24 protein-coding genes, 1 tRNA gene and 1 riboswitch are annotated in these 17,483 nt (G+C 70.2%); of the genes, 9 read left to right on the forward strand and 16 right to left on the reverse strand.

Going from position 1 to position 17,483, the window contains the following annotated elements:
* Nucleotide 1 precedes the first annotated feature (1 nt).
* The 3 genes from ABTZ58_RS05790 to ABTZ58_RS05800 all read right to left on the reverse strand — a co-directional run bounded on the left by ABTZ58_RS05790 (nucleotide 2) and on the right by ABTZ58_RS05800 (nucleotide 1,219).
* Nucleotides 2-322: a DMT family transporter gene (locus ABTZ58_RS05790; RefSeq protein ID WP_351350774.1), complete on the reverse strand. Its 321-nt coding sequence runs from the start codon at nucleotides 320-322 to the stop codon at nucleotides 2-4.
* Nucleotides 323-356: 34 nt separating this feature from the next.
* Nucleotides 357-424, reverse strand: a riboswitch (guanidine-III (ykkC-III) riboswitch).
* A gap of 64 nt (nucleotides 425-488) precedes the next feature.
* The gene (locus ABTZ58_RS05795; protein WP_094052261.1) at nucleotides 489-845 is read right to left on the reverse strand and encodes a GroES family chaperonin; all 357 of its coding nucleotides are present in this window, start codon (nucleotides 843-845) and stop codon (nucleotides 489-491) included.
* A 44-nt stretch (nucleotides 846-889) separates the two neighbouring features.
* The gene (locus ABTZ58_RS05800) at nucleotides 890-1,219 is read right to left on the reverse strand and encodes a DUF3618 domain-containing protein (protein WP_351350777.1); all 330 of its coding nucleotides are present in this window, start codon (nucleotides 1,217-1,219) and stop codon (nucleotides 890-892) included.
* 94 nt (nucleotides 1,220-1,313) lie between these two features.
* Between ABTZ58_RS05800 and bcp the strand changes: the two genes are divergently transcribed.
* The 4 genes from bcp (at nucleotide 1,314) to ABTZ58_RS05820 (ending at nucleotide 3,152) form a co-directional block, all read left to right on the forward strand.
* A complete protein-coding gene (gene bcp, locus ABTZ58_RS05805) occupies nucleotides 1,314-1,781 on the forward strand; it encodes a thioredoxin-dependent thiol peroxidase (protein WP_351350779.1) in 468 nt (155 codons plus the stop codon).
* 149 nt (nucleotides 1,782-1,930) lie between these two features.
* Nucleotides 1,931-2,572, forward strand: coding sequence for an HNH endonuclease (locus ABTZ58_RS05810; protein ID WP_351350781.1), 642 nt, complete (start codon nucleotides 1,931-1,933; stop codon nucleotides 2,570-2,572).
* Complete coding sequence (locus tag ABTZ58_RS05815; RefSeq protein WP_502996019.1) at nucleotides 2,539-3,063, forward strand: HNH endonuclease signature motif containing protein; 525 nt, start codon at nucleotides 2,539-2,541, stop codon at nucleotides 3,061-3,063. Before ABTZ58_RS05810 ends, ABTZ58_RS05815 begins: the two co-directional genes overlap by 34 nt.
* A gap of 16 nt (nucleotides 3,064-3,079) precedes the next feature.
* Nucleotides 3,080-3,152, forward strand: a tRNA-Leu gene (locus tag ABTZ58_RS05820).
* Between the two features lie 48 nt (nucleotides 3,153-3,200).
* Here the strand turns inward: ABTZ58_RS05820 and rdgB are convergent.
* From rdgB to ABTZ58_RS05840, 4 genes are all read right to left on the reverse strand, one after another.
* Nucleotides 3,201-3,803, reverse strand: coding sequence for an RdgB/HAM1 family non-canonical purine NTP pyrophosphatase (gene rdgB, locus ABTZ58_RS05825; protein WP_351350785.1), 603 nt, complete (start codon nucleotides 3,801-3,803; stop codon nucleotides 3,201-3,203).
* A gap of 96 nt (nucleotides 3,804-3,899) precedes the next feature.
* Complete coding sequence (locus ABTZ58_RS05830; protein WP_351350787.1) at nucleotides 3,900-4,298, reverse strand: hypothetical protein; 399 nt, start codon at nucleotides 4,296-4,298, stop codon at nucleotides 3,900-3,902.
* A 144-nt stretch (nucleotides 4,299-4,442) separates the two neighbouring features.
* Complete coding sequence (gene rph / locus ABTZ58_RS05835; protein WP_351350789.1) at nucleotides 4,443-5,180, reverse strand: ribonuclease PH; 738 nt, start codon at nucleotides 5,178-5,180, stop codon at nucleotides 4,443-4,445.
* Nucleotides 5,181-5,291: 111 nt separating this feature from the next.
* On the reverse strand, nucleotides 5,292-5,525 hold the full coding sequence (locus ABTZ58_RS05840) for a PTS sugar transporter subunit IIB (RefSeq protein ID WP_030868674.1): 234 nt from the start codon (nucleotides 5,523-5,525) through the stop codon (nucleotides 5,292-5,294).
* A 191-nt stretch (nucleotides 5,526-5,716) separates the two neighbouring features.
* Here ABTZ58_RS05840 and ABTZ58_RS05845 point away from each other — a divergent pair, with 191 nt between their 5' ends.
* Together ABTZ58_RS05845 and ABTZ58_RS05850 are read left to right on the forward strand one after the other, a co-directional pair.
* Nucleotides 5,717-7,030, forward strand: a complete 1,314-nt coding sequence (locus tag ABTZ58_RS05845) for a PTS transporter subunit EIIC (protein ID WP_351350792.1) — start codon at nucleotides 5,717-5,719, stop codon at nucleotides 7,028-7,030.
* A gap of 177 nt (nucleotides 7,031-7,207) precedes the next feature.
* Complete coding sequence (locus tag ABTZ58_RS05850) at nucleotides 7,208-8,470, forward strand: PTS transporter subunit EIIC (RefSeq protein WP_309096732.1); 1,263 nt, start codon at nucleotides 7,208-7,210, stop codon at nucleotides 8,468-8,470.
* A 63-nt stretch (nucleotides 8,471-8,533) separates the two neighbouring features.
* Here ABTZ58_RS05850 and ABTZ58_RS05855 read toward each other — a convergent pair whose 3' ends face one another.
* Nucleotides 8,534-9,286, reverse strand: a complete 753-nt coding sequence (locus ABTZ58_RS05855; RefSeq protein ID WP_309096731.1) for an MBL fold metallo-hydrolase — start codon at nucleotides 9,284-9,286, stop codon at nucleotides 8,534-8,536.
* A gap of 212 nt (nucleotides 9,287-9,498) precedes the next feature.
* Here ABTZ58_RS05855 and ABTZ58_RS05860 point away from each other — a divergent pair, with 212 nt between their 5' ends.
* Nucleotides 9,499-9,945, forward strand: a complete 447-nt coding sequence (locus tag ABTZ58_RS05860) for a type II toxin-antitoxin system PemK/MazF family toxin (RefSeq protein WP_351350795.1) — start codon at nucleotides 9,499-9,501, stop codon at nucleotides 9,943-9,945.
* 63 nt (nucleotides 9,946-10,008) lie between these two features.
* On the opposite strand, the gene ABTZ58_RS05865 is transcribed toward ABTZ58_RS05860, so the two are convergent.
* The 7 genes from ABTZ58_RS05865 to clpS form a co-directional block, all read right to left on the reverse strand.
* On the reverse strand, nucleotides 10,009-10,959 hold the full coding sequence (locus ABTZ58_RS05865; RefSeq protein ID WP_309096729.1) for a PLP-dependent cysteine synthase family protein: 951 nt from the start codon (nucleotides 10,957-10,959) through the stop codon (nucleotides 10,009-10,011).
* 6 nt (nucleotides 10,960-10,965) lie between these two features.
* Complete coding sequence (locus tag ABTZ58_RS05870) at nucleotides 10,966-11,244, reverse strand: MoaD/ThiS family protein (RefSeq protein WP_351350798.1); 279 nt, start codon at nucleotides 11,242-11,244, stop codon at nucleotides 10,966-10,968.
* A gap of 123 nt (nucleotides 11,245-11,367) precedes the next feature.
* The gene (locus ABTZ58_RS05875) at nucleotides 11,368-11,463 is read right to left on the reverse strand and encodes a putative leader peptide (protein WP_311688247.1); all 96 of its coding nucleotides are present in this window, start codon (nucleotides 11,461-11,463) and stop codon (nucleotides 11,368-11,370) included.
* 110 nt (nucleotides 11,464-11,573) lie between these two features.
* Nucleotides 11,574-11,996, reverse strand: a complete 423-nt coding sequence (locus ABTZ58_RS05880; RefSeq protein WP_309096727.1) for a M67 family metallopeptidase — start codon at nucleotides 11,994-11,996, stop codon at nucleotides 11,574-11,576.
* A gap of 132 nt (nucleotides 11,997-12,128) precedes the next feature.
* Entirely contained in the window at nucleotides 12,129-13,556 is a 1,428-nt protein-coding gene (locus ABTZ58_RS05885; protein ID WP_351350801.1) for an amino acid permease, read from the reverse strand.
* A gap of 363 nt (nucleotides 13,557-13,919) precedes the next feature.
* Nucleotides 13,920-14,528, reverse strand: coding sequence for a DUF2017 domain-containing protein (locus tag ABTZ58_RS05890; protein ID WP_351350803.1), 609 nt, complete (start codon nucleotides 14,526-14,528; stop codon nucleotides 13,920-13,922).
* Nucleotides 14,529-14,561: 33 nt separating this feature from the next.
* The gene (gene clpS, locus ABTZ58_RS05895; protein ID WP_351350805.1) at nucleotides 14,562-14,879 is read right to left on the reverse strand and encodes an ATP-dependent Clp protease adapter ClpS; all 318 of its coding nucleotides are present in this window, start codon (nucleotides 14,877-14,879) and stop codon (nucleotides 14,562-14,564) included.
* Nucleotides 14,880-14,986: 107 nt separating this feature from the next.
* Between clpS and ABTZ58_RS05900 the strand changes: the two genes are divergently transcribed.
* Both ABTZ58_RS05900 and ABTZ58_RS05905 read left to right on the forward strand, forming a co-directional pair.
* Complete coding sequence (locus ABTZ58_RS05900) at nucleotides 14,987-16,333, forward strand: nicotinate phosphoribosyltransferase (RefSeq protein WP_351350807.1); 1,347 nt, start codon at nucleotides 14,987-14,989, stop codon at nucleotides 16,331-16,333.
* A 114-nt stretch (nucleotides 16,334-16,447) separates the two neighbouring features.
* Entirely contained in the window at nucleotides 16,448-17,038 is a 591-nt protein-coding gene (locus ABTZ58_RS05905; protein WP_351350809.1) for an isochorismatase family protein, read from the forward strand.
* Nucleotides 17,039-17,056: 18 nt separating this feature from the next.
* Here ABTZ58_RS05905 and ABTZ58_RS05910 read toward each other — a convergent pair whose 3' ends face one another.
* Nucleotides 17,057-17,401, reverse strand: a complete 345-nt coding sequence (locus ABTZ58_RS05910; RefSeq protein WP_351350811.1) for a hypothetical protein — start codon at nucleotides 17,399-17,401, stop codon at nucleotides 17,057-17,059.
* Nucleotides 17,402-17,483 lie beyond the last annotated feature (82 nt).

Here is a 17,483-nt window from a genome sequence, read left to right on the forward strand (position 1 = left end):
CTCAGTGACCGCTGGTCGCCTTCAGCCCCACCACGGCGACCAGCAGCAGGCACACGAAGAAGATCCGGGCGGCGGTCGCCGGCTCCCCCAGCACCGCCATGCCGAACACCGCCGCCCCGGCCGCGCCGATCCCCACCCACACGCCGTAGGCGGTACCGATGGGCAGGGTCCTCGCGGCCTGCGACAGCAGCAGCATGCTGGCGACGATGCCGGCGCCGGTGAGCACACTCGGGACCGGGCGCGTGAAGCCGTCGGTGTACTTCATGCCCACGGACCACCCCACCTCGAGCAGACCGGCGACGACGAGCAGAACCCAGGCCATGACGGGCACCTCCGGGAAACGGGCTGACGGTGTCGGTGCGTCGTCTTCGCCTTGATCCCGGTACGGCGCGTCTCGTCGGGGGTCCCTCCAACGTAGCAAAGCCGGACGGCACGCCGAAGGGGCCGGTGACGAGCGTCACCGGCCCCTTTCCCGCTGCTCCGCGGACCTACAGGTACAGGCCCGTCGAGTCCTCCGAACCCTCGAACCGGTCCGCGGCCACGGCGTGCAGGTCGCGCTCGCGCATGAGCACGTACGCGATGCCCCGCACCTCCACCTCGGCACGGTCCTCCGGGTCGAACAGAACCCGGTCGCCCGGCTCCACGGTCCGCACGTTCTGCCCCACCGCGACGACCTCGGCCCAGGCCAGCCGCCGGCCGACCGCCGCCGTGGCGGGGATCAGGATGCCGCCGCCGGAACGCCGCTCGCCCTCGCTGGTGTCCTGCCGCACGAGTACGCGGTCGTGCAGCATCCGGATGGGCAGCTTGTCGGGATGGGTGCTGTGCTCGTTTCTGTTGGCGCTCACGCCCTGAAACCTACCTGTCTTCCCGGGGAACGTCCGCAGTCGGGTCAGCCCTTGCGGCGCCGCGCGCTCACCGCGAGCAGCCCGACCACGCCCACCACGACGAGCGCGACGGGCACGACCCGCTCCAGCCGGGGCGCCCCGTCCTCGTCCACGAAGCGCGCGCGCACATCCGTGACGGCCTTGTTGACCCCCACGTAGGCCCGCCCCAGGGTGTGGTCGATGTTCGACGCGACCTTGGCCTTGGCATCCCCGGCGATCGTCTTCGGGTGCACCCGCACCCCGATCTCGTCGAGGGTCTCGGCCAGGGTCGCGCGGCGGCGCCTGATGTCCGCCTCGATCTGCGCCGGGGTCCTGGTGTCCGCCGTGTCCGCCACCGTGTCGCCTCCGAAGTCGGTGTGAGCCTGTGCCGGACAGTCTGTCAGCTCCACGGCTCACCGCATCGCGTCGACCCCCGGTTAGGCTGGCCGGATGAGCGAGCGACTCCAGCCGGGGGACGTGGCCCCCGCCTTCACCCTGCCCGACGCCGACGGAACCGAGGTGTCCCTGGCGGACCACAAGGGCCGCAAGGTCATCGTGTACTTCTACCCGGCCGCCCTCACGCCGGGCTGCACGAAGCAGGCCTGCGACTTCACGGACAACCTCCAGCTGCTGGCGGGCGCCGGCTACGACGTCATCGGCATCTCCCCCGACAAGCCAGAGAAGCTCGCGAAGTTCCGCGACAAGGAGTCCCTGAAGATCACCCTGCTCGCGGACCCGGACAAGAAGGTCCTGGAGTCCTACGGCGCCTTCGGCGAGAAGAAGCTGTACGGCAAGACGGTCGTCGGCGTCATCCGCTCCACGGTGATCGTGGACGAGGAGGGCAAGGTCGAACGGGCCCTGTACAACGTCAAGGCCACGGGCCATGTCGCCAAGATCTTCAAGGACCTGGGCATCTGAGACCCCTGCCCCTTCCGGGAGCGGCTCGCACCGGCGCACTCCGGTACGAGCCGCTCCGCTTTTCGGGCGTGACCGTCCGATAGTCGGTTCGTTACTCCGTACGAGATCGCGAACGCGTGGTCGAGGACGGAGTGAGCGGGAGGGGCTCGATGGGGGCGAGTGCGTACACCAGGGAGCGGCTGGAAGAGGCGGCCCGGGGGGCGCGGACGCTGTCGGAGGCGTTGGGGAGGCTGGGGGTTGATCCGGGGAGTTCGACGCGGCGGTACGTGTTCGAGCGGATGAAGAAGCTCGGTGTGGACGTGTCGCACTTCGAGCGGGAGGGCGTGAAGTGGACGAGGGAGGTCCTTGAGCAGGCGGTCGCCGCGTCGACGAACATGTGCGAGGTGCTGCGCCGGCTCGGGCTCGATGTCGTCGGCGGACATCACACGCACATCAGCCGCCGGATCAGGGCCTACGGCATCGACACCTCGCACTTCCGGGTGCCGACCCGGCGTGGGGAACCGCGGCGTCGGAGAACTCCCGAGGCCCTCCTCGTCGAGCAGCCGCCCGAGCGCGCCCGACGCGTGCCGGGCGACCGCCTCAAGTGGGCGATGACGACCCGGGGAGTGGAGGAGCGGTGCGCGCTGTGCGGCACTGAAGCGGTCTGGCGGGGCCGCCCGCTCCCCCTGGAGGTCGACCACATCAACGGCCGCTGGCAGGACAACCGGATCGACAACCTTCGCCTTCTGTGCCCCAACTGCCACGCCACCACGGACCAATACCGGGGACGCGGCAAGGGGCGCGCCTCGTGAGCGGCAGGCGGGCGCGGCCCGACCGTGAGGAGCTGCGTGCCGCGGTCGCCGAATCCGTTTCCATCGCCGAGGTACTGCGCCGCCTGGGCCGATCGGGCAGCGGCACCCAGCGCGCGCATCTGCGCCGCTGGATCGCCGAGGAGCAGCTGAGCACGGAGCACTTCCTGGGCCAGGCACACCAGCGCGGCAAGTCCCGTCCGGCCCTGGCGAGGCCACCCGAGGAGATCCTGGTCAAGCACGAAGGCGAGCGCCGGACCCGCACGGCCGTACTGCGCCGGGCGCTGCGGGAGGTGGGCGTACCGGAAGTCTGCGCGGAATGCGGCGTCGGTCCGGAGTGGCTGGGCAGGCCCATGACGCTGGAAGTGGATCACATCAACGGCGACTGGAGCGACGACCGGCCGGAGAATCTGCGCCTGCTCTGCCCCAACTGCCACGCAGTCACGAGTACCTGGTGCCGAGGAGGGCAGCGACGACATAATCTCGCCCAGTAGAGTAGGGATCTGTTGGGCGCCCGTACGCCAACGGCTGAGCGGCGATCTTTAGGTGGTCGTGTCTGTCGGTTCGAATCCGACCGGGCGTACCGAGACGCAGCCCCGCACCTCGTCCGGAGGTGCGGGGCTGTGTCGTTTCAGCCCACCAGCTCCCGCACCACCGGTACCAGCGCCCGGAACGCCTTCCCCCGGTGGCTGATCGCGTTCTTCTCCTGGGGGGTCAGTTCCGCGCAGGTGCAGGTCTCGCCCTCCGGCTGGAGGATCGGGTCGTAGCCGAAGCCGCCCGTGCCGGTGGGTTCGTGGCGCAGGACGCCGCGCAGTCGGCCCTCGACGACCCGTTCCGTGCCGTCCGGCAGGGCCAGGGCGGCCGCGCAGGCGAAGTGGGCCTGGCGGTGTTCGTCGGCGATGTCGGACAGCTGGGCGAGGAGCAGGTCCAGGTTGGCCTTGTCGTCGCCGTGGCGGCCGGACCAGCGGGCGGAGAAGATGCCGGGGGCGCCGTTGAGGACGTCGACGCAGAGGCCGGAGTCGTCGGCGACGGCCGGCAGGCCGGTGGCCTGGGCGAGGGCGTGGGCCTTGAGCAGGGCGTTCTCGGCGAAGGTGACGCCCGTTTCCTTGACGTCGGGGATGTCCGGGTAGGCGTCGGCGCCGACGAGTTCGTGGGGCAGTCCGGCTTCGGCGAGGATCGCGCGAAGTTCGGTGATCTTTCCGGCGTTGCGGGTGGCGAGGATCAGGCGACTCATGGGCCCCACAGTATTGCGCGCCCCGAAGGGGGCGCGGGGAACTGCGCGAGCACCACCGGCGGACCCGCGGCCGACACGTGCGGTCGGCCCGTGGCGTTACGGCGTGCAGACCTTGGTCAGTTCGCCCGCCGCGTCCGTGACGGGGCTGATGTCGGGTGTCTCGTCACCGTTCTTGATGGACGTGCGGACGTTGTCGACGGCCTTGTCGAGGTCGTTCACGGCCTTGTCGACGTCCGCGTTGTCCGTCTTGTCGCCGATCTCGCCGAGGTTCTTGTCGATGGAGTCGAGGGACTCGTCGAGCTGCGTGGGGTCGTTCGCGGCGTTGTCCACGGCCTGCTGGAGGTCCGTGACGCTGTCGGCGATGGCGTCGGCGGTCTGGACGCAGTCCAGCGCCTTGTCGACGGCGGCGCAGCCGGTGGTGAGTCCGGCGGTCAGCGCGACGGCCGCCAGGGTGGCGGCGACGGCTGCGGTGCGGCGTCGGCGGCTCGCGGCCATGGAGCGGTCCCTCTCGTTCGGGCGGGCCGGTCGGGCCCGTGTGGCTGGCCGGGCGCACAGGGATGAGCCGTGCGCCCGTACTCCTTCAGACGCGCCGGTGCTCGGCGCGGTTGCCCGTGCCGAGCACTTGCCTTGGTGGGGATTTTACTTTTCGAGGGTCGCGGCGAGGGCGGTGCGCTGGTGGGCGGCGAGTTCGGTGCAGCCGGCGACGGCGAGGTCGAGGAGGGCGTCGAGTTCGTCGCGGGCGAAGGGTTCGGCCTCGGCGGTGCCCTGGACTTCGACGAAGCGGCCGTCGCCGGTGCAGACGACGTTCATGTCGGTGTCGGCCTTGACGTCCTCCTCGTAGCAGAGGTCGAGGAGGGGGACGCCGCCGACGATGCCGACGGAGACGGCGGAGACGGTGCCGGTCAGGGGCTTGCGGCCGGCCTTGATCAGCTTCTTGCCCTGGGCCCAGGCGACGGCGTCGGCCAGGGCGACGTAGGCGCCGGTGATGGCGGCGGTGCGGGTGCCGCCGTCGGCCTGGAGGACGTCGCAGTCGAGGACGATGGTGTTCTCGCCGAGGGCCTTGTAGTCGATGACGGCGCGCAGGGAGCGGCCGATGAGGCGGCTGATCTCGTGGGTGCGGCCGCCGATGCGGCCCTTGACGGACTCGCGGTCGCCGCGGGTGTTGGTGGAGCGGGGCAGCATGGAGTACTCGGCGGTGACCCAGCCTTCGCCGCTGCCCTTGCGCCAGCGCGGGACGCCTTCGGTGACGGAGGCGGTGCAGAAGACCTTGGTGTCGCCGAAGGAGACGAGGACGGAGCCCTCGGCGTGCTTGCTCCAGCCGCGCTCGATGGTGATGGGGCGGAGCTGCTGGGGGGTGCGGCCGTCGATTCGAGACATGGCGCCGAGCCTATCCGTACCTGCGCAGCGGGCCCCTCCCGTGGTGTGGAGGGGCCCGCTGCGGTGGTGTCAGGGTCCGTCAGGGGTGAAGCCCGGGACGATCCCCGCGCTTCACATCATGTCTTCGATCTCCGCCGCGATGGGGTCGGCGTCGGTGCCGATGACGACCTGGATGGCGCTGCCCATCTTGACGACGCCGTGGGCGCCGGCGGCCTTCAGGGCGGCTTCGTCGACCTTGGCGGGGTCCACGACCTCGGTGCGGAGGCGGGTGATGCAGCCTTCGACTTCTTCGATGTTGTCGATGCCGCCGAGCCCGGCAACGATCTTCTCAGCCTTGGTGGCCATGTTCGTTCTCCCTGATCCGAACCGCTTTGTCGCAGTAACCCACAGTTGGCCCATCTTCGCGAGCGGTCTCGTGGTGTGTGCCGAAGGATGGCGTCACGTTCGCGCGACCGTCCGAACGACTGGTCTACACCACGAGTCCGTCTCTCGACAAAAGTCCCTCGCTTTCGAGCCCGCCGACGTAGGGGAGCGGAATGAGTGCCGACAGCCCCGCCGGCGCCGAGGCCGCCGCCGGTCCCGCGCGTGCCCGCTGGAACCGGCTGTTCCGAGGGCTGCAGAAGATGGGTCGCAGTCTGCAGCTGCCGATCGCGGTGCTGCCGGCGGCGGGGATCCTCAACCGGCTGGGGCAGCCGGACGTGTTCGGGGCGGACGGGCTGGGCTGGACGGACGTCTCGAAGGTGATGGTGGGCGCGGGCGGGGCGTTGCTGGACGGTTCGCTGGGGCTGCCGCTGTTGTTCTGTGTGGGCGTCGCGATCGGGATGGCGAAGAAGGCGGACGGTTCGACGGCGCTGGCGGCGGTGGCCGGTTTCCTCGTGTACTGGACGGTGCTGCGGCAGTTTCCGGAGGACTGTCCCGAGGGGTCGGTGGCGGTGCCGAACGTGGGGTGCCAGGTGACCGACGGGGGCCGGGAGGTGACGGCGTTCGCGTTCCAGAATCCGGGGGTGTTCGGCGGGATCGTGATGGGGCTGCTGGCGGCGTTCTTCTGGGCGCGGTTCCACCGGACGCGGCTGGTGGACTGGCTGGGGTTCTTCAACGGGCGGCGGCTGGTGCCGATCCTGATGGCGTTCGTGGCGATCGCCTTCGCGGCGGTGTGCCTGTGGGTGTGGCCGCCGGTCGGTGACGCGCTGGAGAGTTTCAGCGACTGGATGGACGGGCTGGACGCGTGGGGCGCGGGTGTGTTCGGGGTGGCGAACCGGGCGTTGCTGGTGGTGGGGCTGCACCAGTTCCTGAACGTGCCCATCTGGTTCCAGTTCGGTTCGTACACCAAGCCGGACGGGACGGTGGTGCACGGTGACATCAACATGTTCCTGGCGGGTGACCCGGACGCGGGGCAGTTCACCTCGGGGTTCTTCCCGATCATGATGTTCGCGCTGCCGGCGGCGGCGCTGGCGATCACGCACTGTGCGCGGCCCGGCCGGCGCAAGGAGGTCGGCGGTCTGATGCTGTCGGTGGCGCTGACGTCGTTCGTCACGGGCATCACGGAGCCGATCGAGTACTCGTTCCTGTTCGTGGCGCCGGTGCTGTACGCGGTGCACGCGTTGCTGACGGGGGTGTCGATGGCGGTGACGTGGGGGCTGGGGGTGCGCGACGGGTTCAGCTTCTCGGCGGGGCTGATCGACTACGTCATCAACTGGAATCTGGCGACCCGGCCGTGGCTGATCATCCCGATCGGGCTGGGTTTCGCGCTCGTCTACTACGTGATCTTCCGGTTCGCGATCACGAAGTTCGACCTGAGGACTCCGGGGCGGGAGCCCGAGGAGGACGTGGAGGACAGCGCCAAGGCGTGATCGTCCGGGGCGGGCGGAATTGGCGGGTTCCACTCGTTCGGCCTACCGTGCTACAACTGGTCTACACCACTCACCGGTGGAGGTCGCGCGGTGGATACCGCGTTCCCCTTTCTTTGAGACGCCGCCGTCCCCCGTCGAATTCTTCCTGGGCGGCGCCGTGCCCCATGGAGGAAGTTCATGTCCACAGACACCGCCGCGCCCGCGAGCCCGAGCAGAGGCTCGACCGTGATGGCCGTCCTGCAGCGGATCGGCCGCAGCCTGATGCTGCCGGTCGCCGTGCTGCCCGCCGCCGCCCTGCTGGTGCGGCTCGGCAACACCGACATGCTGGGGCGCGAGTCGTTCCCCGCCTTCATCACCAAGATCGCGGGCTTCATGGCGGCCGGCGGCAACGCGATCCTCGACAACATGGCCCTACTGTTCGCCGTGGGCATCGCCATCGGCTTCGCCAAGAAGTCCGACGGCTCCACCGCCCTGGCGGCCGTGGTCGGTTACCTGGTCTTCAAGAACGTGCTGGCCACGTTCACCGACGGCAGCCTGCCCAAGAAGGAAGCCATCGTCGACGGCAAGATCGTCATGGTCGAGCAGGCGGTGGACGCCAAGGTGCTCGGCGGCGTGGTGATGGGCCTCGTCGTCGCCCTGCTCTACCAGCGCTTCTACCGCACCAAGCTGCCCGACTGGGCCGGCTTCTTCGGCGGCCGCCGCCTGGTGCCGATCCTGTCCGCCTTCGCGGGTCTGGTCATCGGCATCGTGTTCGGTTACATCTGGCCGGTCCTCGGCACGGGCCTGCACAACTTCGGTGAGTGGCTGGTCGGCTCCGGCGCGGTCGGCGCGGGCATCTTCGGTGTGGCCAACCGCGCGCTGATCCCGATCGGCATGCACCACCTGCTGAACTCCTTCCCGTGGTTCCAGGCCGGCACCTACGAGGGCAAGAGCGGTGACATCGCCCGGTTCCTCGCGGGCGACCCGACCGCCGGGCAGTTCATGACCGGCTTCTTCCCGATCATGATGTTCGCCCTGCCGGCCGCGTGCCTGGCGATCGTGCACTGCGCCCGCCCCGAGCGCCGCAAGGTCGTCGGCGGCATGATGTTCTCCCTCGCGCTGACCTCGTTCGTCACCGGCGTCACCGAGCCGATCGAGTTCACCTTCATGTTCATCGCGCCGGTGCTGTACGCGATCCACGCGGTGCTGACCGGTGTCTCGATGGCGCTGACCTGGGCCCTGGGGATGAAGGACGGCTTCGGCTTCTCGGCCGGCGCGGTGGACTTCTTCCTCAACCTGGGCATCGCGACCAACCCGTGGGGTCTGGCCCTGGTCGGCCTGTGCTTCGCTGCGGTCTACTACGCGGTCTTCCGCTTCGCGATCACCAGGTTCAACCTGCCGACGCCCGGCCGGGAGTCCGACGAGGAACTCGCCGAGCTGCAGAAGGCGGAGGCGAAGTAGCTCCGCTGACCGCCGAAGGCCCCGGAACCGCTCGGTTCCGGGGCCTTCGCGCGGATGGACCGCTCAGATCTCGTACGTGTGCCGGGGTACGGCGAGCTCCACGGGACCGTCGTAGACCTCGCGGGCGTCGACGAGGTTGACCTGCGGGTCGGTCCACGGCGGGATGTGCGTGAGGACCAGGCGCCGGGCACCGGCCCGGGTGGCCGTCTCGCCCGCCTCGCGGCCGTTGAGGTGCAGGTCGGGGATGCTCTCCTTGCCGTGCGTGAACGCCGCCTCGCACAGGAACAGGTCGGCGTCCCGGGCGAGTTCGTCCAGGGCGGGGCTCACACCGGTGTCACCGGAGTACGTCAGGACCTTGCCCTCGTGTTCGAGGCGGATGCCGTACGCCTCCACGGGGTGGGCCACCCGCTCGGTGTGCACCGTGAACGGGCCGATGTCGAAGGTGGACGGCTTGACCGTGTGGAAGTCGAAGACCTCGCTCATGGAGGAGGCGGTCGGGGTGTCCGCGTAGGCGGTGGTCAGCCGGTGTTCCGTGCCTTCGGGGCCGAAGACGGGGAGCGGATCGCAGCGGCCGCCGTCGTGGCGGTAGTAGCGCGCGACGAAGTACGCGCACATGTCGATGCAGTGGTCGGCGTGCAGGTGGCTGAGGAAGATCGCGTCGAGGTCGTAGAGACCGCAGTGGCGCTGCAGCTCGCCCAGGGCGCCGTTGCCCATGTCGAGGAGCAGCCGGAAGCCGTCGGCCTCGACGAGGTAGCTCGAGCAGGCCGATTCCGCGGACGGGAACGACCCCGAGCAGCCGACGACGGTGAGCTTCATGAAGCAGAAACCTCCGCTGGCGGGATAAGTCTGGTAGGGGCGTCGGGGGTCGTGCGGTCCGTCGAGCGTAAGGCGCGAAACCTCCGGTAGCTCCTCCGCCAAGGCCCGTTGTGGGCGAACTCACCTGTGGTGTCACCGGTTCGGCTGGCAGGGCCGGGCGCGATCCTCACGAGGACGGGCGCGGGCAGGGAGTACGCCGGTACCGTCTCAGTATGGACACGTCCTGGTGGCTTGCGCTCGCCGCGGTGGTACTGCTCGCGCTCGTCGCCACGCTCGTCGACGGGTGGGGGCGCGGGCCGCGCACGCGGGAGCGGCGGGCCCGGGCGGCGACGGGCGCGGCGGAGGCGGGCCGGCCGCAGCCTGCGGAGATCTGGTGGGCGGACGTGCCCTACGAGGACGCGGCGGGGACCAGGGACCGGCCGTGCCTGGTGCTGGCGGTGCGCGGGGAGCGGGCGACCGTCGCGAAGATCACCACCCGGTTCCGGCACGAGCGCACCGGCGTGATCCCCCTGCCGCCCGGCTCGGTCGGCGACGCCCGGGGCCGCGCGAGCTTCCTGGAGACGGACGAGCTGCGGGAGGTCCCCGTGTGGGGCTTCCGGCGCCGCGTCGGAGTGGTGGATCCGGCCCTGTGGGACCAGGTGCGGTACCTGGCGGGGTGACCGGGAGAAGCGAAGGGGCCGGAGTCGCGGCTCCAGCCCCTCGGTTGTGTCCGTGCCGTCGGCTTACGCCCAGAGCTGTCCCTGCAGCGTCTCGATGGCCTCCTCGGTCGTGGCGGCCGTGTAGACGCCGGTCGAGAGGTACTTCCAGCCGCCGTCGGCGACGACGAAGACGATGTCGGCGGACTCCCCCGCCTTGACGGCCTTCCGGCCCACGCCGATCGCGGCGTGCAGCGCGGCTCCCGTGGAGACGCCGGCGAAAATGCCCTCCTGCTGGAGCAGCTCGCGGGTGCGGGTCACCGCGTCCGCCGAGCCGACCGAGAAGCGCGTGGTCAGCACCGACGCGTCGTACAGCTCGGGCACGAACCCCTCGTCGAGGTTGCGCAGGCCGTAGACCAGGTCGTCGTAGCGCGGTTCGGCCGCGACGATCCGGACGCCGGGCTTGTGCTCGCGCAGGTAGCGGCCGACGCCCATGAGCGTGCCGGTGGTGCCGAGGCCGGCCACGAAGTGCGTGACGGACGGCAGGTCGGCGAGGATCTCGGGGCCGGTCGTGGCGTAGTGGGCGCCCGCGTTGTCCGGGTTGCCGTACTGGTAGAGCATCACCCAGTCGGGGTGCTCGGCCGAGAGCTCCTTGGCGACGCGCACGGCGGTGTTGGAGCCGCCCGCGGCCGGGGAGGAGATGATCTCGGCGCCCCACATGGCCAGCAGGTCACGGCGTTCCTGCGAGGTGTTCTCGGGCATCACGCACACGATGCGGTAGCCCTTGAGCTTCGCGGCCATGGCCAGGGAGATGCCGGTGTTGCCCGAGGTCGGCTCCAGGATCGTGCAGCCGGGGGTGAGCCGGCCGTCCTTCTCCGCCTGCTCGATCATGTGCAGGGCGGGGCGGTCCTTGACCGAGCCGGTGGGGTTGCGGTCCTCCAGCTTCGCCCAGATGCGGACGTCGGCGGACGGCGACAGCCGCGGCAGGCGCACCAGGGGGGTGTTGCCGACCGCGGCCAGGGGTGAGTCGTAGCGCATCGGTGATCAGACCATGCCGCCGGCCACGGCCGGCAGGATCGTGACGTTGTCGCCGTCCGACAGCTTGGTGTTGATGCCGTCGAGGAAGCGCACGTCCTCGTCGTTCAGGTACACGTTGACGAAGCGGCGCAGCTGGTCGCCGTCCACGATGCGGGCCTGGATGCCCGCATGCCGGGTCTCGAGGTCGTTGAACAGCTCGGCGAGGGTGTCCCCGGTGCCCTGCACCGCCTTCTGGCCGTCGGTGTAGGTGCGGAGGATGGTCGGGATGCGGACCTCGATGGCCATGGCTCAGGGCTCCTGTCGGAAGGTGTCGTCGGGTGGTGGCGCGCGGCGACGCGGGAGTGCGTGGTCGTACGCAGGTGGGGCGTTTCGCCGCGGCTCACGGCCGTACGGCGGCAGGGTGCTGCGTCAACAGATGGCGCTGGCGAGCCTGCACAGGTCGACGTGCAGCCGCGCCACGAGCAGATCGCCCGGCGTCTTTTCGCTCACGTCGTGGAAAACCATGGGCTCATCGTATCGATTCCCGGACCGGCTTCCGGAGTGTGATCCCACACTTCGGACGTTATTCATCCGCATGTCGAGATTTCCGCGCTGCGTCCGAGTTCAGACCCGGCTCAGTACGCCTCGACGATCCGGACCTCTTCCTCCGTGACCTCGCCCTCGACGATCCGGAAGGAGCGGAACTGGAACTCGCCGGCCCCGTCGGTGTCGGCGGTGGAGACCAGGACGTAGTGCGCGCCGGGCTCGTTGGCGTAGGAGATGTCGGTGCGCGAGGGGTAGGCCTCGGTGGCCGTGTGGGAGTGGTAGATGACCACGGGCTCCTCGTCGCGGTCGTCCATCTCGCGGTAGAGCCTGAGCAGGTCGCCGGAGTCGAACTCGTAGAACGTGGGCGACATGGCGGCGTTCAGCATGGGGATGAAGCGCTCGGGGCGGTCCGAGCCGGCCGGTCCGGCGACGACGCCGCACGCCTCGTCGGGGTGGTCCTTGCGCGCGTGGGCGACGATCTGGTCGACGAGGGCCTGGGTGATGGTCAGCATGCTCGTCAGGATAAGCAGAAGGGCCGTTCCGTACCGATGGCTGGTACGGAACGGCCCACATGCCGGACGCCCTGAGCGGCAGCCGCAGGGAGTGCCACGAGTACTCCGTGCGGCGGGCGTCCCGCGGGTTGGTCAGCCGACCTTCTCGAACTCCGCGTCGCCGCGGCGCTCGGTGATCTGCGGGTTGCGGCTCTTGAGGACCCGCCAGCCGACGCCGAGGGCGACCGCCCAGCCGGCCGCGACGTACAGGCAGATCCGGGCGTCCTTGTCGTAGGCGATCATGCAGGTCACGCCGACGAGGAAGAGGAGCGCGACCCAGCTGAACAGGGCTCCGCCCGGGGCGGGGAAGGACGAGGCGCGCAGCCGGCCCGCGACGACGGCGGCGCGGTAGCGGATGTGGCTGACGAGGATCATCATCCAGGTCCAGATGCCGGCCGCGGTGGCGACGGAGGTGACGTAGAGGAACGCCTTCTCCGGGACGACGTAGTTCAGGATCACGCCGATGCCCATGAGGGCCACGGAGACGGTGATGCCGACCGCGGGCGTCTTGCGGGCGTTGAGCTTGCCGAAGGCCTGCGGCGCCTCGCTGTTGGCGGCCAGGTCGCGCAGCATGCGGCCGGTGGAGTACATGCCCGAGTTGCAGGACGACAGGGCGGCGGTGAGCACCACGAAGTTCACGATGCCCGCGGCGAGCGGGATGCCGATCTTGCCGAAGGCGTGCACGAAGGGACTCTCGCCGGCGGAGAACTCGGTCCACTTGACGACGGAGAGGATCACCAGCAGGGCGCCGACGTAGAAGACGATGATGCGCCAGGGCAGGGTGTTGATGGCCTTGGGCAGGGTCTTCTCGGGGTTCTCGGACTCGCCCGCGGTGACGCCGACGAGCTCGACGGCGAGGTAGGCGAACATGACGCCCTGGAGCGTCATCAGGCTGGAGCCGATGCCGTTGGGGAAGAAGCCGTCGTGGGACCAGAGGTTGGAGACGGCGGCGGTGTCACCGGCGTCGGAGAAGCCGAGGGTGAGCACGCCGAGGCCGATGACGATCATGCCGATGATGGCCGTGACCTTGATCATCGAGAACCAGAACTCGACCTCGCCGAAGATCTTGACGGAGATCAGGTTGACGCCGAAGAGCACCACCAGGAACACCAGGGCGCTGACCCACTGCGGGATCTCCGGGAACCAGAAGTGGATGTAGATCGCGGCGGCCGTGAGCTCGGCCATGCCGGTGACCACCCACATGAGCCAGTACGTCCAGCCCGTGACGAACCCGAAGAACGGGCCGAGGAACTCACGGGCGTACTCGGCGAAGGAGCCGGAGACGGGCCGGTAGAGGAGCAGCTCGCCCAGGGCCCGCATGATGAAGAAGATCACGACACCCGCGAGGGCGTACATGAGGATGATGCTGGGTCCCGCCTTGGCGATGTTCGCTCCGGCACCCATGAACAGGCCGACGCCGATGGCGCCGCCGATCGCGATCATCTGGACCTGGCGACTGCCGAGTCCCCGCTCGTAGCCCTCTTCGGGCACGTTTTCCGTGTCGACCTGCGCAGAGGTCATGTGTGGTGCGCCTTTCTCCATGCCGACCCGGGCCTCGCGTCGGCCTCGGATCGGGTCTCGATCCCCCCGGAATGATGGAGCTGAGCGGAGTTCGAAACCCGCTCGTGCCTGGCCGGCGGTCGCCGGCTCGGTGGCGCACCCGGCCGAACATTCGGGTGGTGCTCGCCGGGCGGTCGTGAAGATTTATCACGGCCGCAACACTGATCACAGGGACGCGATGTGACACACCACACGAAAAGAACCGGACAAAGCGCACCCGTTTTGGCCATAAAAGGCGGGCTCGGTGACGGGATCGTTATCCGGATTTGAGTGTCCCCTGAGCGAACACGACGTGGTCATGCGGTGGCCACAGGTCCGCACGGATCAGGGCATAAGCGTTCCGACCAGCGTCTCCTGCAGTCCGCCGAGCCAGAGGTAGGCCATGACCATCGGCTTGCGCGGGTCGTCGTCCGGGAGGCGGTAGAGGAGGTCGGTGTCCTCCTCGGCGGAGATCTCCAGCCGCGAGCCGATCGCGAGCCGCAGGTCGTTCAGCGCGCCCAGCCACCGCTGGGACTCCTCCACCGACAGCTTCAGCACCGCTCCGCCCTCACCGGCCGAGGCCGAGGCGAGCGCGTCCAGGGAGCGGACCACCGCGAGGGCGTTGTCCCGCTTGCCGGCGCGCAGGTCGTTCTCGGTGTAGCGGCGGAACTCGGCGGAGTAGGCCCGTCGCTCCTCGGCGTCCCGGGGCGAGGCGGGCTGCTCGGGGTCGCTGTAGGCGTCCGGGAACAGGCGCCTGAGCACCGGGTCGGCGGGCGGCTCGCTCGGGCCCTCGGCGAAAAGCTCGGCGAGCGGGTCGCCGGAGGCGTCCTCGGCGGGGCCGGGGCCGATGAGCTCCAGGAGTTGGACGGCCAGCGACCGGATGATGGAGATCTCGACGTCGTCGAGGGCGACGGCGGCGCCGCCGCCGGGGAGCGGTTCGAAGGTTCCGGGCATGAACGCCTTTTCACTGCTGGGCGGGGGTGCTGGCTACTTGCGGTCCTGCTGGAGGGTGGCCCACAGGCCGTAGCCGTGCATGGCCTGCACGTCGCGCTCCATCTCCTCGCGGGTGCCGCTGGAGACGACCGCCCGGCCCTTGTGGTGGACGTCGAGCATGAGCTTGGTGGCCTTGTCCTTGGAGTAGCCGAAGTACGTCTGGAAGACGTACGTCACGTAGCTCATGAGGTTGACCGGGTCGTTGTGCACGATGGTGACCCAGGGGACGTCCGGCTCGGGTATGGCGAAGACCTCCTCCGCCGACTCGGTGCGTTCGATCTCCAGGGGCGCGGGTGACGTCACACTGCCCATGCTGCCACCCGAGGGGGGTAGTCGCACAAACGGGCCTGGCCGTACGGCGATCGCGTCCCACGGGACCACAATCGTCAGATTGACGAAATGGGGGTACGCTCCTCTCCATGAACACAGCGGACCTTGGGCTGCCGGTGGATGTTCCCTCGACGGCACTCTTCACGGACCAGTACGAGCTGACGATGCTGCGGGCCGCCCTGACGTCGGGCACGGCCGATCGGCGGAGCGTGTTCGAGGTCTTCACCCGGAGGCTGCCGGACGGGCGCCGCTACGGCGTCGTGGCCGGCACCGGACGGGTGCTGGACGCGGTGGAGAACTTCCGGTTCGACCCGGGCGTCCTGGGCTTCCTGCGGGAGCGGGAGATCGTCGACGAGCGGACGCTCGAGTGGCTCGCCGGCTACCGCTTCGGCGGGGACATCTGGGGCTATCCGGAGGGCGAGGTGTACTTCCCGGGCTCGCCCATCATGCGGGTGGAGGGCACCTTCGCCGAGTGCGTGCTGCTGGAGACGGTGATCCTGTCGATCCTCAACCACGACTCGGCGATCGCCGCGGCCGCCTCGCGGATGTCGGCGGCGGCGGGCGGCAGGCCGCTGATCGAGATGGGCGCCCGGCGCACCCACGAACTGGCGGCGGTGGCGGCCTCCCGGGCCGCGTACGTCGGCGGTTTCTCCACCACCTCCGACCTGGCGGCCGGCTTCCGCTACGGCATCCCCACCGTCGGCACCTCCGCACACGCCTTCACGCTCCTGCACGACAGCGAGCGGGACGCCTTCCGGGCCCAGGTGGAGACGCTGGGCCGGGGCACCACGCTGCTGGTGGACACCTACGACGTCGCCGAGGCGGTCCGCACCGCCGTCGAGGTCGCCGGGACCGGGCTCGGGGCCGTGCGGATCGACTCCGGCGACCTGCTGCTGGTCGCGCACCGGGTGCGGCAGCAGCTGGACGAGCTGGGCGCGACCGACACGAAGATCGTCGTCACCTCCGACCTGGACGAGTACGCCATCGCCTCGCTGGCCGCGGCGCCCGTGGACGCCTACGGCGTCGGCACGCAGCTGGTGACCGGCTCCGGCCACCCCACCTCCTCGATGGTCTACAAGCTGGTCGCGCGGGCCGCGTCCGCCGACCCCGAGGCGCCGCTGGTGCCGGTGGCGAAGAAGTCCAGCGGCGGCAAGACGTCGGTGGGCGGGCGCAAGTGGGCCGCGCGGCGGCTGGACTCCCACGGGATCGCCGAGGCCGAGGTGATCGGCACCGGACGGGTGCCGGCCCCGCTCGCGGACCGGCAGCTGCTGGTGGAGCTGGTCAAGGGCGGCGAGGTGGTGGCGCGTGAACCGCTGGACGCGGCGCGCGACCGGCACGCGGCGGCGCGCGCTGGGCTTCCGATGTCGGCCACCCAGCTCTCCCGCGGGGAGCCGGTCATTCCGACGGAGTACCTGCACGAGGGCTCGGGTAGCTAATTGCGGTGTGCCGCGATGCGCCGACCCGCGCCCCTCCCGGCCCCGCTCCCCCGTCAATAGGCTCGGCAGTGCACCGGCCGGGCTCGCCGACCCCATAGCCGAAGGACACCGACCATGCGCCGCGCCTTGATCGTCGTAGACGTGCAGAACGACTTCTGCGAGGGGGGCAGCCTCGCCGTGGCCGGCGGTGCCGACGTGGCCGCCGCCGTCACCGAGCTGATCGGGCAGGCCGCCGGCTCCGGCTACCAGCACGTGGTGGCCACCCGCGACCACCACATCGCGCCCGGCGGCCACTTCTCCGCCAACCCCGACTACGTCCGCTCCTGGCCCGCGCACTGCGTCGCCGGCACGGAGGGCGTCGGCTTCCACCCGAACTTCGCACCGGCCGTCGCCTCCGGGTCGGTCGACGCGGTGCTCGACAAGGGGGCGTACGCGGCGGCGTACAGCGGCTTCGAGGGGACCGACGAGAACGGCACCCGTCTGGCGGAGTGGCTCCGCTCCCGCGACGTCACCGAGGTCGACGTGGTCGGCATCGCCACGGACCACTGCGTGCGCGCCACGGCCCTGGACGCCGCCAAGGAGGGCTTCCGCACGCACGTCCTGCTCGACCTCACCGCCGGAGTGGCCCCGCAGACCACCGAGCGGGCCCTGGGAGAGCTGCGGGAAGCGGGCGTGGAGCTCACCGGCAAGCCGGTCGTCCAGTAGCCCGGCGGGCCGCCGGGGTCAGGTCTGGGCGGTGGGGCGCCGCAGCAGGGACCTGATCGGGCGCCACAGCTCCTGGACCAGGTCCGGGCCGCCCACGACACCGTTGTCGGGGGCCGTGCGCCATATCAGCCCGTCGGGATGGTGGAGGACCGCCGTGATCTCGTCGGGGGTGGGCGGTGCGGCGTTGCCGCGCAGGTAGACCGACCGCATGCCGAGGTTGCGGAGCCTGGTCAGGGCCCGCGCCCGGTTCGCGGAGTGGACGAGCACCCGGACGGCGCCGGGGCCGTCGGCGGCGGGGCTGGGCAGGTTCAGTGCCACCACCACCGTGCCGTTCGGCAGTTTGCAGAAGCCTCCTGCGGCCATGCGGTCATTCCCCCGTGTCGGTCGGTGTCAATAAGAGAGCCACAGGACGCACCTAAACACGGATCGGCGGTGACCCGCCAGT

This window comes from Streptomyces sp. NPDC094143 (genome assembly GCF_040303825.1).
Classification (GTDB): Bacteria; Actinomycetota; Actinomycetes; order Streptomycetales; family Streptomycetaceae; genus Streptomyces.

Coding starts and splice junctions, on each gene's coding strand:
- ABTZ58_RS05790 (WP_351350774.1), bottom strand. CDS start 322: ATGGCCTGGGTTCTGCTCGTCGTCGCCGGTCTGCTCGAGGTGGGGTGG.
- bcp (WP_351350779.1), top strand. CDS start 1,314: ATGAGCGAGCGACTCCAGCCGGGGGACGTGGCCCCCGCCTTCACCCTG.
- ABTZ58_RS05810 (WP_351350781.1), top strand. CDS start 1,931: ATGGGGGCGAGTGCGTACACCAGGGAGCGGCTGGAAGAGGCGGCCCGG.
- rdgB (WP_351350785.1), bottom strand. CDS start 3,803: ATGAGTCGCCTGATCCTCGCCACCCGCAACGCCGGAAAGATCACCGAA.
- ABTZ58_RS05830 (WP_351350787.1), bottom strand. CDS start 4,298: ATGGCCGCGAGCCGCCGACGCCGCACCGCAGCCGTCGCCGCCACCCTG.
- rph (WP_351350789.1), bottom strand. CDS start 5,180: ATGTCTCGAATCGACGGCCGCACCCCCCAGCAGCTCCGCCCCATCACC.
- ABTZ58_RS05840 (WP_030868674.1), bottom strand. CDS start 5,525: ATGGCCACCAAGGCTGAGAAGATCGTTGCCGGGCTCGGCGGCATCGAC.
- ABTZ58_RS05845 (WP_351350792.1), top strand. CDS start 5,717: ATGAGTGCCGACAGCCCCGCCGGCGCCGAGGCCGCCGCCGGTCCCGCG.
- ABTZ58_RS05850 (WP_309096732.1), top strand. CDS start 7,208: ATGTCCACAGACACCGCCGCGCCCGCGAGCCCGAGCAGAGGCTCGACC.
- ABTZ58_RS05855 (WP_309096731.1), bottom strand. CDS start 9,286: ATGAAGCTCACCGTCGTCGGCTGCTCGGGGTCGTTCCCGTCCGCGGAA.
- ABTZ58_RS05860 (WP_351350795.1), top strand. CDS start 9,499: ATGGACACGTCCTGGTGGCTTGCGCTCGCCGCGGTGGTACTGCTCGCG.
- ABTZ58_RS05865 (WP_309096729.1), bottom strand. CDS start 10,959: ATGCGCTACGACTCACCCCTGGCCGCGGTCGGCAACACCCCCCTGGTG.
- ABTZ58_RS05870 (WP_351350798.1), bottom strand. CDS start 11,244: ATGGCCATCGAGGTCCGCATCCCGACCATCCTCCGCACCTACACCGAC.
- ABTZ58_RS05875 (WP_311688247.1), bottom strand. CDS start 11,463: ATGGTTTTCCACGACGTGAGCGAAAAGACGCCGGGCGATCTGCTCGTG.
- ABTZ58_RS05880 (WP_309096727.1), bottom strand. CDS start 11,996: ATGCTGACCATCACCCAGGCCCTCGTCGACCAGATCGTCGCCCACGCG.
- ABTZ58_RS05885 (WP_351350801.1), bottom strand. CDS start 13,556: ATGACCTCTGCGCAGGTCGACACGGAAAACGTGCCCGAAGAGGGCTAC.
- ABTZ58_RS05890 (WP_351350803.1), bottom strand. CDS start 14,528: ATGCCCGGAACCTTCGAACCGCTCCCCGGCGGCGGCGCCGCCGTCGCC.
- clpS (WP_351350805.1), bottom strand. CDS start 14,879: ATGGGCAGTGTGACGTCACCCGCGCCCCTGGAGATCGAACGCACCGAG.
- ABTZ58_RS05900 (WP_351350807.1), top strand. CDS start 14,987: ATGAACACAGCGGACCTTGGGCTGCCGGTGGATGTTCCCTCGACGGCA.
- ABTZ58_RS05905 (WP_351350809.1), top strand. CDS start 16,448: ATGCGCCGCGCCTTGATCGTCGTAGACGTGCAGAACGACTTCTGCGAG.
- ABTZ58_RS05910 (WP_351350811.1), bottom strand. CDS start 17,401: ATGGCCGCAGGAGGCTTCTGCAAACTGCCGAACGGCACGGTGGTGGTG.